14 protein-coding genes, 1 tRNA gene and 1 pseudogene are annotated in these 14044 nt (G+C 45.3%); 10 read left to right on the top strand and 6 right to left on the bottom strand.

The window, feature by feature from the left end; all coding sequences use genetic code 11:
* Positions 1-17: 17 nt before the first annotated feature.
* The 5 genes from GBH70_RS10455 to tsaD all read left to right on the top strand — a co-directional run bounded on the left by GBH70_RS10455 (position 18) and on the right by tsaD (position 2956).
* A tRNA-Met gene (locus GBH70_RS10455) sits at positions 18-91 on the top strand.
* 235 nt (positions 92-326) lie between these two features.
* Complete coding sequence (tsaE, locus tag GBH70_RS10460) at positions 327-782, top strand: tRNA (adenosine(37)-N6)-threonylcarbamoyltransferase complex ATPase subunit type 1 TsaE (protein WP_151680994.1); 456 nt, start codon at positions 327-329, stop codon at positions 780-782.
* On the top strand, positions 779-1480 hold the full coding sequence (gene tsaB / locus GBH70_RS10465) for a tRNA (adenosine(37)-N6)-threonylcarbamoyltransferase complex dimerization subunit type 1 TsaB (protein ID WP_151680995.1): 702 nt from the start codon (positions 779-781) through the stop codon (positions 1478-1480). The genes tsaE and tsaB overlap by 4 nt, the downstream gene beginning before the upstream one ends.
* A gap of 3 nt (positions 1481-1483) precedes the next feature.
* On the top strand, positions 1484-1939 hold the full coding sequence (gene rimI, locus GBH70_RS10470; protein WP_151680996.1) for a ribosomal protein S18-alanine N-acetyltransferase: 456 nt from the start codon (positions 1484-1486) through the stop codon (positions 1937-1939).
* Entirely contained in the window at positions 1940-2956 is a 1017-nt protein-coding gene (tsaD, locus tag GBH70_RS10475) for a tRNA (adenosine(37)-N6)-threonylcarbamoyltransferase complex transferase subunit TsaD (RefSeq protein WP_151680997.1), read from the top strand.
* Here tsaD and GBH70_RS10480 read toward each other — a convergent pair.
* Both GBH70_RS10480 and GBH70_RS10485 read right to left on the bottom strand, forming a co-directional pair.
* Positions 2889-4393 (bottom strand): annotated as a pseudogene (locus GBH70_RS10480) (IS1182 family transposase). The gene tsaD and the pseudogene GBH70_RS10480 overlap by 68 nt on opposite strands.
* A gap of 636 nt (positions 4394-5029) precedes the next feature.
* The gene (locus GBH70_RS10485; protein WP_151680998.1) at positions 5030-6949 is read right to left on the bottom strand and encodes an ABC-F family ATP-binding cassette domain-containing protein; all 1920 of its coding nucleotides are present in this window, start codon (positions 6947-6949) and stop codon (positions 5030-5032) included.
* A gap of 279 nt (positions 6950-7228) precedes the next feature.
* Here GBH70_RS10485 and GBH70_RS10490 point away from each other — a divergent pair, with 279 nt between their 5' ends.
* Positions 7229-7903: a redox-sensing transcriptional repressor Rex gene (locus GBH70_RS10490; RefSeq protein WP_151680999.1), complete on the top strand. Its 675-nt coding sequence runs from the start codon at positions 7229-7231 to the stop codon at positions 7901-7903.
* Positions 7904-8063: 160 nt separating this feature from the next.
* Positions 8064-8828: a twin-arginine translocase subunit TatC gene (tatC, locus tag GBH70_RS10495; protein WP_151681000.1), complete on the top strand. Its 765-nt coding sequence runs from the start codon at positions 8064-8066 to the stop codon at positions 8826-8828.
* Between the two features lie 140 nt (positions 8829-8968).
* Here tatC and GBH70_RS10500 read toward each other — a convergent pair whose 3' ends face one another.
* Entirely contained in the window at positions 8969-9166 is a 198-nt protein-coding gene (locus GBH70_RS10500; protein WP_151681001.1) for a DUF4305 domain-containing protein, read from the bottom strand.
* Positions 9163-9894, bottom strand: coding sequence for a CPBP family intramembrane glutamic endopeptidase (locus GBH70_RS10505; RefSeq protein WP_151681002.1), 732 nt, complete (start codon positions 9892-9894; stop codon positions 9163-9165). Before GBH70_RS10505 ends, GBH70_RS10500 begins: the two co-directional genes overlap by 4 nt.
* A gap of 310 nt (positions 9895-10204) precedes the next feature.
* Between GBH70_RS10505 and groES the strand changes: the two genes are divergently transcribed.
* The 3 genes from groES (at position 10205) to GBH70_RS10520 (ending at position 12580) form a co-directional block, all read left to right on the top strand.
* Positions 10205-10489, top strand: a complete 285-nt coding sequence (gene groES, locus GBH70_RS10510; RefSeq protein ID WP_151681003.1) for a co-chaperone GroES — start codon at positions 10205-10207, stop codon at positions 10487-10489.
* A gap of 53 nt (positions 10490-10542) precedes the next feature.
* The gene (gene groL, locus GBH70_RS10515; RefSeq protein WP_151681004.1) at positions 10543-12165 is read left to right on the top strand and encodes a chaperonin GroEL; all 1623 of its coding nucleotides are present in this window, start codon (positions 10543-10545) and stop codon (positions 12163-12165) included.
* 196 nt (positions 12166-12361) lie between these two features.
* Positions 12362-12580, top strand: coding sequence for a WYL domain-containing protein (locus GBH70_RS10520; protein WP_151681005.1), 219 nt, complete (start codon positions 12362-12364; stop codon positions 12578-12580).
* Between the two features lie 13 nt (positions 12581-12593).
* Here GBH70_RS10520 and GBH70_RS10525 read toward each other — a convergent pair whose 3' ends face one another.
* Complete coding sequence (locus GBH70_RS10525; protein ID WP_371862190.1) at positions 12594-13037, bottom strand: GtrA family protein; 444 nt, start codon at positions 13035-13037, stop codon at positions 12594-12596.
* 4 nt (positions 13038-13041) lie between these two features.
* Entirely contained in the window at positions 13042-14031 is a 990-nt protein-coding gene (locus GBH70_RS10530) for a glycosyltransferase family 2 protein (RefSeq protein ID WP_151681006.1), read from the bottom strand.
* Between the last annotated feature and the right edge of the window lie 13 nt (positions 14032-14044).

Consider the following 14044-nt stretch of genomic DNA (forward strand, 5'->3'; position numbering starts at 1 on the left):
GATATCTTTTATATTATCGCGGGGTGGAGCAGTCTGGTAGCTCGTCGGGCTCATAACCCGAAGGTCGCAGGTTCAAATCCTGCCCCCGCAATTGATTGATAACAAGTCAGGTCTAAACCCTGCTTGTTATCTATATTTTTATCCATGTTTTTTGCTCATTTCATCAAAATCGGTTAAACTAGAATTATGTTCAAGCACCCTTAGGAAAATTCCTAAGGCTTTTTTTATAAAGCGCTGTTTATTGTTGTACATTCCAAATATCGAAATGCCCAACAACATACTTTATAACTGGGCCTTTTATTAAGTTGTAGAGGGGACTCGGCTAAATGGGGATCTATAAACGAATATCCAACAGCCATGACGAAACGTTTTCCTTTGCGGAAAATATGGCCGCACATCTAAAACCGGGGGATGTCATTTTATTGGAAGGCGACCTGGGTGCGGGTAAAACGACTTTTACGAAAGGCATTGCAAAAGGGCTTGGCATTCACCGTACTGTAAACAGTCCGACTTTTACCATTATCAAAGAGTACCAGGGAAAAATTCCGCTTTACCATATGGATGTGTACCGTTTGGAAGATGCGCAGGAAGACTTGGGCTTTGATGAATATTTCGAAGGCGATGGTGTTACAGTCATCGAATGGGCACATTTTATCAAGGACCAGCTGCCCGAATCCTTTTTGGAAATCCGTATCCTCCGCCTTGAAGGCGACCAGCGATGCATTGAAGCGGAGCCGGTCGGGAACCGATACGTATCATTATGTGAGGAGTCTTTTGGATGAATATTTTGGCAATCGATACTTCAAATGAAGTGCTAGGCGTTTCATTAGTGAATGGCAATACAGTTTTGGCAGAATACATTACCAACTTGAAGAAAAACCACAGCGTCCGTGTCATGCCTGCCATTCAGCAGGTCATGGAGGAGTGTGGGGTACGCCCGGGCGAATTGGATAAAATTGTGGTGGCAAAAGGTCCCGGCTCATATACCGGCGTGCGCATCGGCGTGACCATTGCCAAAACGATGGCATGGAGTCTGCAAATTCCTTTGGTCGGTGTTTCCAGCCTTAAATTTATTGCGGCGGCAGGACGTTATTTCGACGGGTATATATCCCCGCTGTTTGACGCACGCAGGGGACAAATCTATACAGGATTATACCGTTATGAAAATGGGAATTTAGAAACGGTGATTGACGATTGCAATATTTTATCTGCTGAATGGGGTTCACGATTGTGTGACCTTAATCAGCCTGTTTTATTTATCGGCCAAAATGTTGCGCTACATGAAGCTGTCCTCGCTGAAAAGTTGCAAGGTAATATGGTTACGGCGGATTGGACGATGCATAATCCGCGGCCGAGCGAATTGGCGAAGCTCGGAATGGACGAGCCCGGGGAAGCAGTACACACTTTTGTTCCAAATTACATACGCTTAGTAGAAGCAGAAGCCAAATGGCTGGAAAAGCATAAACGGGAGAAAAGTTAGGATATGATAAAAATGGGAGATATCATTCTGCGGAAAGCCACGCTTGAGGATTTGGACGGGATTTACAATGTGGAGCTGCACTCTTTTTCGCTGCCGTGGACGCGGGAAGCTTTTTATAATGAACTGGTCCATAACCATTTTGCAACGTATTTGGTGCTGATCGACCAGGAAAGAGTGGTCGGCTATTGCGGTGTATGGGTGATCGTGGACGAAGCCCATGTCACCAATCTTGCCGTGCTGCCGGAATACCGGGGGCGGAAATTGGGGGAGGCCTTGTTAAGGAACGTTATGGAGTATGCAAGGCTCAATAATGCGAAAACGCTCAGCCTAGAAGTCCGTGTCAGCAATGATATTGCACGTTCTCTGTATAAAAAACTTGGGTTCCGGGAAGGCGGCATCCGCAAAGGTTATTATACCGATAATTATGAAGACGCAATTGTGATGTGGGTGAATTTATAAATGGAAAAAGATATATTGGTTTTAGGCATAGAAACGAGCTGTGATGAAACAGCCGCAGCCGTCATCAAAAATGGAACGGAGATCATTTCAAATGTAGTCGCCTCCCAAATCAATAGCCATAAGCGTTTCGGCGGCGTCGTACCTGAGCTTGCTTCGCGCCATCATGTCGAGCAAATTACGATCGTGATAGAGGAAGCGATGCGGCAGGCGGGAGCTTCTTTTCAGGATTTGGATGCTATTGCAGTTACGGAAGGGCCGGGACTGGTCGGTGCGCTGCTTGTTGGCGTAAATGCCGCAAAAGCGCTCAGTTTTACGCATCAGATTCCGCTTGTCGGCGTCCATCATATTGCAGGGCATATTTACGCAAACCGGCTGGAGCATGAAATGAAGTTCCCGTTGCTGGCGCTTGTCGTTTCCGGCGGGCATACGGAACTTATCTTGATGAAAGGGCATGCCGAATTTGAAGTCATCGGCGAAACGAGGGACGATGCAGCGGGAGAGGCTTATGACAAAGTGGCCCGGACATTAAATCTGCCGTACCCCGGCGGCCCGCAGATCGACCGGCTCGCCCATGAAGGTGAACCGAATATTGATTTGCCACGTGCTTGGCTTGAGGGCACATACGATTTCAGTTTCAGCGGTTTAAAATCGGCTGTCATCAATACGCTGCACAATGCAGCGCAGCGCGGGGAAACGATCAAGCCGGAAGACATGGCGGCGAGTTTCCAGCAAAGTGTGGTTGATGTGCTTGTCGGAAAAACAATAGAGGCCGCCAAAGAATTTGAAGTTAAAGAAGTGCTAGTGGCCGGCGGGGTTGCCGCGAATAAAGGATTGCGCGCCGCTTTGGAAGAAGCATTCCATAAGCTGCCGGACGTGGAGCTTAGCATCCCGCCGATCCATTTATGCACAGATAATGCTGCGATGATCGCCGCTTGTGGTACCGTGCTTTTTAAAAAAGGGAAAAGGAGTGCCCTTGATTTAAATGCTTATCCGGGGCTTGATATAGAAAATTTTTAGGGGGCTGTCCCAAAAGCCCCTTCTTAAACAAGAAAAACCGTTGAGAAAATAATTTTCTCAACGGTTTTTCTTGTTTCTGAAACAGGCGGTTCTTTTCCGCCTGTTTCAGAAGATTGTGGACGATGGCACCCAGCCCGAATTCGATATTTACTTTCTCAAGCCCCCGTAAAGAAAATCTGCGGAACGACCGATTGCCTTTGATATGACCGAACACGCTTTCTACCTCGATTTTCCTTCGAGCGTAGATTTGCTCGTCTTTTTCACGATATTCCCAGTTAGAAACATTTCGGATATCTTTTTTGTAAGCCCGCGTCTCTTCTTTCCTCATAGTATTGTAAGGAATCAATGCTTCGAACTCTTCCTCATGCGCATACAAATAGTTGGCTTCCCCGCCATAACCTGCATCCGCAATGATCCGTTTTGGCTTAGGCAGGCCGGATGCTTTCAGCTTCTCCAAATGCGGCACAAAGCATCTTGTATCAGTTGGCCTCTGGTGTATAGTGTATCCAAGAATAAGCTGGTCTTCCGTTCCAATTTGGACATTGTAACCCGGTTTCAGCTGGCCGTTTTTCATATGATCTTCTTTCATCCGCATAAAGGTGGCATCATGATCTGTTTTGGAATAACTGTTCCGGTCTCCAAAAATGCTTCATACTTCTTCAGCCGTGGTAAGTAGTCTTCTTTGAGTTTCTTGTAAATTTTTCGTTTCGACCGATAGACTGCCTTTTTCTCTTTCTTCAGTTCCTTGTCTTTTTCCTGCTCTGCGTCTGTTTCAGCTTCTTTGACTTTTTGCTCCACCTTTTTTGCAATTTTCTCCAGCTGCTCTGCACTAACGCGTTCAGCTTGTTCTTTCATTCTTTTAACTTTTTTTCATCTAATTCGATTGTCGATCAACTGAAACATCTTTTGGAGATTTTAGTGGAGTTTCTCTTCATATTTTTCTGTCACTTTTTTCTAGACAAACGTGTACTTATTGGCGTTTGCCTCGATCTTTGTGCCGTCCATGAAGTAGTTTTCCAGCGTGATATATTTTTGTTCCAATAAAAGATTGATGAGTTCGGTAAAAAGGGGCTCGATCATGTCTTTCATCCGTTCCGAACGGAATCGGTTGATGGTTCGGAAATCTGGCGTTTGTTGCCCAGACAGCCACATCATCGGAAGATTTTCAAGAAGGGCTTTTGCGATACCCCGGCAAGAATAACTTTTTTCAGTGTAAGCATAGAGAATTACTTTTGTCATCATTTTAGGGTGATACGAAGGACGGCCCCCGCCTTTATAATACGAGAAGAAGAAGTCGTCGCTGATTTGATTCACCATATCATTGACAACGCGGGCTACATGGCTTTCTGGAATCATATCACTAAAATCCATTGGAAGAATGAGTTGTCCCATGTTATAATCAATAAAGGTAGCTGAATAGAAAAAAACCGCCTCCATTCAATGTTTGTTCGACACCTACATTATAATGGAAAAGGCGTTTTTTTTTTGCACTTACTTCGTCTATTGCACGTTGATGATCGCGAAATTTACGAGACTCCTGCGGGAAAAGCGAGCAAGAAGAGACCCCGCAGCGAGTGACGTGAGGAACAAGCAAAGAGGCTCGCGACGCGTGCGGAAAGCGAGTGAATCTCGCGATCATCAACAACCAACGATAATAATTTTTTCACAAAGAAAGGGGCGCCCCTTCAGCCAGATTACCGTCTTTTGGGACAGCCCCTTTTTGTCGGAAGGTTATTCAGAAAAATTGTGCACAATCTGTGGAAAAACTGTTTATAATTTATCCGTTCTGTGAAAAACTTTTAAAAAATTTTTTGCACATCCTGTGATTAATGTGGATAAATCTGTTGATAATTGTGGATTTTGTGGAAAAATAAGTTAAAAAGCAAGAAACCAACAAACAAGCTGTGAATAAATCTGTGAATGATCGAGACGACCCGCTATCGAAAATTGTTGATATTTGTTGAAAAAATTCCGGCGTTAAAAAAGTTGTATAAAAAAAACGGTGGGATCATACCACAATTGGTATCAGCCCGCCGCTTTTCACAACTTCTTTTTCCACAGCGACCCGCATGCTTATTCCGCAATTTCCGCCCACTCATCCATCAGGGCATCCAGCTCGTTTTTCCTCTTTTCCAGTTCATCCGTTACTTCACGCATTTTCACATGATCTTGGAAAACATCCGGATCCGCCAGCTTTTCTTCCCACCCGCTGATTTCGGTTTCCAGCGCTTCGATTTTTGCTTCAATTTCTTCGATTCTCCGCTTTCTTTGGCGTTCCAGTTTTTTTGCTTCCTTATCCTGTTGATAAGTGCTTTTGGTCGGCTGCATCGCTTTTTCCGCTTCTTTTTCCGCTTTTTCCAGCCGCTCAAGTTCCAACATTTCTTCCCGTTTTTGCACATAATAATCATAGTCGCCGAGAAATTCCTGTGTGCCGTCCTTCGAAAGTTCGACGACTTTCGTGGCAATCCGGTTAATAAAGTAACGGTCATGCGAAATAAATAAAATGGTTCCCGGGTAATCAATTAAAGCATTTTCGAGCACTTCTTTGCTGTCCAGGTCAAGATGGTTTGTCGGTTCGTCAAGGATGAGAAAGTTGGCTTTTTGCAGCATTAATTTGGCAAGGGCAAGCCGGGCTTTTTCGCCGCCGCTTAAGGAGGAGACAGTTTTAAGCACGTCATCGCCTGAAAAAAGGAAATTCCCTAGTGCAGTACGGATTTCTTTTTCGGATTTAAGCGGGTATTCATCCCATAATTCCTGCAAAACGGTTTTGTTGGAAGACAAGTCCGCCTGTTCCTGGTCGTAATAGCCGGTTGTTACGTTGGATCCGAATTGGATCGTTCCTGATAGAAGGGGAAGTTTATTTAAGATGGTTTTGATGAGCGTTGATTTGCCGATGCCGTTCGGTCCGACAAGGGCAACGCTGTCTTCCCGTTTCACGGAAAGATTGATATTTCGCGCAACAGCTTCCCCACCATAGCCGATGGAAGCCTCCTGCACTTGGAGCACTTCGTTGCCGCTTTGTTTTTCGATTTCAAAAGAAAAATGGGCCGATTTTTCATCACCGAGCGGTCTGTCCATTAATTCCATTTTTTCAAGCTGTTTTCTCCGGCTTTGTGCCCGTTTTGTCGTCGTGGCGCGCGCGATATTTTTTTGGATAAATTCCTGCAGTTTCGTGACTTCTTCCTGTTGTTTTTCGTATTGTTTCAAATCCCGTTCGTACTGGGCAGCTTTCTGTTCCAGGTAGCGGCTGTAATTACCATAGTATTTCTTGATCGAATGCCTTGAAATTTCGTATACCTGGTTGACGACTTTGTCGAGAAAATAACGGTCGTGGGAAACGATCAGGATCGCGCCCTGGTAGCCCTGCAAATATTGCTCAAGCCAGGTGAGCGTTTCGATATCAAGATGGTTTGTAGGCTCATCCAAAATTAAAATATCTGGTTTGGACAGCAATAATTTTGCCAGCCCCAGCCGCGTTTTTTGCCCGCCACTTAATGTATGGATCGGGGTGCTGTAGTCGTACTGATGAAAACGGAACCCGTGCAGGATGGAGCGGATGTCCGCCTCGATCTGGTATCCGCCTTCCTCTTTAAAGCGGGTCTGAAGCTCATCATAAGCCTGTAAAATTTTTTCATATTCAGCCGGACGGTTATAAATGGAAGGATCCGCCATTTTTTGTTCAAGCGCCCGCAGCTGTTTTTCCATATTGAGCAGGCCCTTAAATACGGACATCATTTCATCCCAAATGGAAAGATTGGATTCCAACCCTGAATTTTGGGCCAAATATCCAATTTCGACCCCGTTCGGTTTCGTAATCGTTCCTTCATCATATGACAGCTGGCCGGCAATGATTTTCAGCAGGGTCGATTTCCCTGCCCCGTTTCTTCCGACTAAAGCAATGCGGTCTTTTGTCTGGATTTCCAATTTTATATTCGATAAAATAAGTTCAGCACCAAAATATTTTGTGACTTGTTGAACTTGCAGCAACATCATGGCCATTTTCACCTCTATATTATTGTAAGTGTACAGGATGCAGCTCTGCAACTCAACTGAGGCACGCGAATATTGTCAAAAATCTTTTCACATAAATCAATGAAAAATATGCAAATTTGTGATATATTTAACATGGTTGGAGAGAGAATGGGCGTAAGATTAAATTTTTTCAGAGACGGTTATTTTTTATTTATAAAAACAGGAGTAATATAAAATCATGGATTGGTAGCGCTGCCAAATATCTCGAAAACTAAAAGGAACCAACTTGGGGGATTTCACATGAAAGATGAATCAGCTAAAATACCACAAGCCACCGCGAAACGATTACCATTGTATTACCGTTATTTGAGAAATTTGTACACTCTTGGCAAGCAGAGGGTCTCTTCAGCGGAACTGAGCGAAGCGGTGAAAGTCGATTCGGCGACGATCCGCAGGGATTTTTCTTATTTCGGGGCGCTCGGGAAAAAAGGGTACGGTTATAATGTTAAATATTTATTGTCTTTCTTCAGCAAGACGCTTAACCAGGATGAAATGACAAATGTGGCGCTCATTGGGGTAGGAAACTTGGGAACTGCCCTTTTGAACTATAATTTTTCCAAAAACAACAGCGCTCGGATTGTGATGGCCTTTGATAACGATGAAAGCAAAGTAGGAAAACGGGTCGGCAATGTGCCGATTTACAGCATGAACGATTTAAAGGAGCGGCTTCGTCAGGAAGACGTGACGGTCGTGATTTTAACGGTTCCGGCCATTGCCGCGCAGACTGTGACAGATGAACTTGCGGATACAAACGTGAAGGGAATCTTGAATTTCACGCCTGCCAGGCTAAATGTCCCGCCGAATGTCCGCGTCCACCATATTGATTTGGCCGTGGAACTGCAAGCCCTCATCTACTTTTTGCAGCATTATTCAAATGATGCCGAAAATTCGAAAGAAAAAACCGTCAAATCATAGCCAAAACTCCCTTTTTCCGTTATCATAATGGGTACAGGGGGTGGCCCGAAGTGGGAACGGAATTCAAGGGAAAGCTGTCCGGTAGTTTTGGTTTGAAGGTGTTGCATAGCGGAGCCGAAAATGGGGAGGATCGAAAGGCGGAAATGAAAGGTGAACGGCCTTGAATCCGAAAAACATGACGGTTGCCGAGCATATTCAGGAATTGAGAAAGCGGCTGATTACGGTTCTCGTTTTCTTTGTGTTTGCGATGATTGTGGGATTATTTGCCGCCAAACCTGTGATCCGTTATTTGCAGCATGCTGAAGAAGCCGAAGTGTTAACGATGAACGCCTTCAGGGTGACGGATCCGATTAAGGTTTTTATGGAAGTATCTGTTGTCATTGCATGCTTGCTGACGCTCCCGGTGATTCTGTACCAGCTGTGGGCGTTTGTAAGCCCTGGCCTGTATGAGAAGGAAAGGAAAATCACATTAAGCTATATTCCCATTTCCATTTTGCTGTTTATGCTTGGCATTTCATTTTCTTACTTTGTTCTTTTTCCATTTATGGTGGAATTTATGATGGAATTGTCGGCGGAAATGGGAGTCCATACGGTTATTGGCATCCGTGAATATTTCCAATTTCTTCTGCAAATTACGCTTCCTTTTGGATTTGTGTTCCAGATGCCGGTTGTAGTCATGTTTCTCACCCGGCTTGGCGTCATTACACCAATGCTGTTAAAAAAGGCACGAAAATACGCGTATGTTGCTTTAATTGCGGCGGCAGCCATCATTACACCGCCCGATGTATTTTCGCAGCTGATGGCCGGCGTACCGCTGATTTTGCTGTACGAAATCAGCGCAGTCGTCTCAAAATTTTCATACCTTAAAGCAAAAAAAGGAGAAAAAGAAATAACCATTGATGAGCAAACGATGATTTCTGAATGAGTGCCGGTTTGCACACGGCCGCCAAATTCGTTCCGTTGCTGCGCAGGCGTTCCGCAAATCCGCAATCATCATCAGTGGAATGTGATGCAAAAAAGCCGTTTTTCCCGGACTGTTTGAAGTGTTCCGGAAAAAACGGCTTTTTATTTTTTGGCCGAATGTTTGAGCCTGAAATGGAAAAGAATCAGCCTGATCCCCGATCCCAGATCCAAAGTGGCAATCAAAAGAAGCAGGTAACAAAAAAAGCCCCAGCCGCTCATCTGCACTTGCTGGATGGCAAAATAAGTGAACAATGCCCCAAGCAGGCAATTGACCACACCTGAAAAAAGTGGCTTCATCATATAAGTCCTCCAATTAAGCTGTGAAAATCTTGAAATTGTAATGTCTGTTGAACGGACGGATACAAAAGCTGCATTACCACCACAATGGTGTTCATGGACACGTGTGCAAACATGGAGACAGTAATCCGTTTCGTTTTTTCATATAAAAAAGCAAGCGCCAGCCCTAAAAGAGAATACAGGAACAAGTGGCTGATCTCAGTGTGGGCAAGCCCGAAAATGACGGAGCTGACCACTCCGGAGACGATAAAGGAAAACCGCCTGCGCAGTGTGCCGAAAATGATTTTCCGGAAGACGATTTCTTCCAGAATCGGCCCGGCTATGGAACTGATCAAAATGACAAGCGGAAATCTTTCGATCAGCACCATGATTTGCTGCGTGTTGTTGGAGCTTTGCGGAATGCCGAAAAGTGATTCGATTTTTGCGGCAACAATCTGGGCGAAGAAGCACAGAAAGACGCCGTATACCGCCCACAAGGCAGATGGGCCAGCCGGGAGCACTTCAGCCCGGTTCATTTCATTTTTTGCGGCTCTCCGCAAAAAATGAAGGACGATGATCAAGCCGACAATAAAACTTAATACCGTCCAAAGCGGGGGTGTCAAAGTTTTCATGCTGGCGGGCGGCTCATGGAATAGGTTTACCCCGGCCCAGTAGAGCATCGGGTAGCCGATAATGTTGGACAACAGCATGAGGACGTACGTCACCAGAATATACACATACTCTTTTTTCACGCGTTCATTTCCTTTCCTGGGCAGTTCAGAGTTTAAAGGTTTGCAAAATGGTCCAATATGTACATTGTACTATTGAACGGAGCGGTGTTCAAATGCTTGTGTCCGTCAGCCTTTTAAGTTGCATATTCGGTTGTTGTTAAAGCATACTTATAAGGGGACACCGGAAGCAAAAAAAATAAAAAAAGTTGTGTTAGAGACTTGCAAAAGGAGAATGAATTATTTATTATAATAATTGTGTTAGCACTCATCTATAGCGAGTGCTAATAATGGACAAAATTTTACATAATGCGAATTAAGGAGGTTGTTTCACTTGTTAAAACCACTGGGTGATCGCGTCGTAATTGAATTAGTAGAAACTGAAGAAAAAACAGCAAGCGGTATTGTGCTGCCTGATACTGCGAAAGAAAAGCCGCAGGAAGGCAAAGTCGTCGCTGTCGGCTCAGGGCGTGTGCTGGACAATGGCGAGCGCGTTGCCATTGATGTAGCGGTAGGCGATCGCATCATCTTTTCGAAATATGCTGGTACAGAAGTGAAATACCAAGGCAACGAATACTTAATCCTTCGCGAAAGCGATATTTTGGCAATTGTGGAATAAGCGTGATTGCGTGAACATAGAAAAATATAACGAATATGAGGAGGTTTTTATAAATGGCAAAAGAAATTAAATTCGGCGAAGAAGCCCGCCGCGGCATGCTTCGTGGTGTAGATAAACTTGCGGACGCTGTTAAAGTGACATTGGGCCCGAAAGGACGCAATGTTGTATTGGAAAAGAAATTCGGTTCTCCGCTCATCACAAATGACGGTGTCACCATTGCAAAAGAAATTGAACTTGAAGACGCGTTCGAAAACATGGGTGCGAAACTCGTATCCGAAGTGGCAAGCAAAACAAACGATGTAGCCGGTGACGGTACAACGACTGCTACTGTTTTGGCACAGGCCATGATCCGCGAAGGCCTGAAAAACGTTACAGCCGGCGCAAATCCTGTCGGCATCCGCAAAGGGATTGAAAAAGCTGTTGCTGCTGCCGTTGAAGAATTAAAAGCAATCTCCAAACCAATCGAAGGCAAAGCTTCCATCGCACAGGTTGCTTCCATTTCTGCCGCTGACGAAGAAGTCGGCCAATTGATTGCAGAAGCAATGGAACGCGTTGGCAACGACGGCGTTATTACAATCGAAGAATCCAAAGGCTTCTCAACGGAACTGGATGTTGTGGAAGGGATGCAATTTGACCGCGGTTATGCATCGCCTTACATGGTAACAGATTCCGACAAAATGGAAGCTGTTCTTGAAAATCCATATATCTTAATTACTGACAAAAAGATTTCCAATATCCAAGAAATCCTGCCTGTTTTGGAACAAGTTGTCCAACAGGGCAAACCGCTGTTGCTCATTGCGGAAGATGTTGAAGGTGAAGCCCTTGCGACACTTGTTGTCAATAAACTGCGAGGCACATTCAATGCGGTTGCGGTTAAAGCGCCTGGCTTCGGTGACCGCCGCAAAGCAATGCTTGAAGATATTGCAACCCTTACAGGCGGCGAAGTCATTACGGAAGATTTGGGCCTTGAGCTGAAATCCGCAACAATCAATCAATTGGGTCGTGCCGGAAAAGTTGTTGTCACAAAAGAAACGACGACAATTGTTGAAGGCGCCGGGGATTCTGCAGCCATTTCCGCCCGTGTGAACCAAATTCGCGCGCAATTGGAAGAAACGACTTCCGAGTTTGACCGTGAAAAACTGCAGGAACGCCTTGCAAAACTCGCTGGCGGTGTTGCAGTCATCAAAGTCGGTGCTGCAACTGAAACGGAATTAAAAGAACGCAAACTGCGTATTGAAGATGCTTTGAACTCCACCCGCGCTGCTGTTGAAGAAGGCATTGTAGCCGGCGGTGGTACTGCACTTGTTAATGTGATCAAGAAAGTTGCTGCGATTGAGGCGGAAGGCGATGTCCGCACAGGTGTGAACATTGTACTTCGTGCTTTGGAAGAACCTGTACGCCAAATCGCTGCAAATGCCGGCCTTGAAGGATCGGTTATTGTGGAACGCTTGAAGAAAGAAGAAACCGGAATCGGATACAACGCTGCGAATGGAGAATGGATAAACATGATCGAAGCCGGTATCGTTGACCCTACTAAAGTTACGCGTTCTGCACTTCAAAATGCTGCTTCTGTCGCTGCAATGCTTCTCACTACAGAAGCGGTTGTGGCTGACAAACCTGAACCGCAGGCTCCTGCAGGCGGCGCGCCGGACATGGGCGGCATGGGCATGATGTAATGCTGCCATAAGGGCAAAAGATAAAAAAGCTGCTTCCCGTATTTCGGGAAGTGGCTTTTTTGCATTTGCAGGCAGAGCGCTCCTCCTGTTTTTCGAAAGAGGCGGGATATCCGAATAAATGTTCTATTTTCGCTTGAAAAAGAATGTGTGTTCGTGTTAAAATGAGAACAAACATTCGTGAAGGGGGAGAGTCGGGATGATCAGCCTGCTCAAAAATGCGATGGAAACGGGGGAACGCTTGGAACTGATCTATATGAACTGGTGCGGGGAGATTTCGCAGCGCACGATAAAAGTACTGGCAGTTCATGAGCATTCATTCACTGCTTACTGTGATTTGAGGAGGAAGATCCGGACGTTTAAATTTGAAAACGTTTTGGGCATAGCCCGGCTGCGGAAAATAAAAAAGGGGGCATGAAGGACGGGCCCGGCTATTCCGTATGCTCACGGAATACCCAGAGCCTGCTGCCGATGAAATTGACGGCAATCCCTGCCAAGGTCGCAATGATTTTGGCGTAAAGAAGCGGCCAGCCCCATTGCTGGTGAAACAGAAAGAGGAGAAGGGAGGTAAATCCGTATACGATTAAATTAATGACAACAAAACGAAAAGCTTCATAAAAACTAGGCTTTTTCCTCACTTGAAACGTCCAAAAACGGTTGAAGATATAGCTGTTCACCATGCCTGCCGTATAAGAGCAAGCTTGCGCCGCCAAATAAGGCACATGGACATGCGTTAAAATAAAGAACACGATAAAATCAACAATCGTATTACCGGCACCGACAATACAAAATTTAATAAATGAGGCATATTGTTTTTTACTGCTCATGAGCGTGCTGTACACCTTTCTGTTGTTAGCTTTTGCCGTAAATCCCATTGTATCATTCTTCTTTCCGGGATGCGAAGGAAGACCGGCTTGTTTTGTATAAATTTGTTTCGATCGTATAGCGCGGGCGCCTTTTTACTTCCTTGAAAATTTTTCCGATGTATTCGCCGATCAATCCGACCGCCATCAGTTCCAGCCCCCCAAGGAGCCAGATGGACAAAATCAGAGACGTCCATCCGGAAACCGTACGGCCCATAAGTTCCTGTACAATTGCGTAAATACCGACAACAGCGCTTAAAATAAATGTTATAAACCCAAGTGCAGTCACAAAGCGGATCGGGGCAATGCTGAAAGAAGTGATGCCGTCCAATGCAAAAGCCAGCATCTTTTTTAAAGGGTATTTTGACTCCCCGGCCAGCCGCTCTTTCCTGTCGTAATACACTTTTGCGGAAGGAAAGCCGAGTAAAGGAATAATGCCGCGCAAAAAAAGATTTGTTTCTTTATAATTTAAAAGTTCTTCGAGCGCCCTTTTGCTCATCAGCCGGAAATCGGCATGGTTCGGGATCAATTGGATACCCAGTTTTCCCATTACCCAATAAAACCCTTCAGCGGTTGTCCGTTTAAACCATGTATCCGTTTTGCGGCTGTCACGGACACCGTATACAATATCATAGCCTTGCCAATATTTTTCGACAAACGTCCGGATGACACGGATATCATCCTGCAAATCCGCGTCAATCGAGATGACGCAGTCGGAACGTTCGCTTGCAACCGAAAGCCCTGCAAGAAGGGCGTTCTGGTGCCCGGCGTTGCGGGACAGCTTTACGCCTTTTACATGCGGGTTTTGGGCCGAGGCTGTCTCAATGATTTCCCATGTCCGGTCGCGGCTGCCGTCATCGACAAACAACAGTGTGCTGTCTTCCCTGATTAAATTGGAATTGGCAAGGGATTCCAGCATTTCAGCCAGCTGTTTCATCGTATCAGGCAGCACTTCTTCTTCATTATAACAAGGAACGACAATGGTTAATTTCGGATAATGGTTCATTTTCATATCTCCT

This window comes from Weizmannia acidilactici, assembly GCF_008974225.1.
Classification (GTDB): Bacteria; Bacillota; Bacilli; order Bacillales; family Bacillaceae_C; genus Weizmannia; species Weizmannia acidilactici.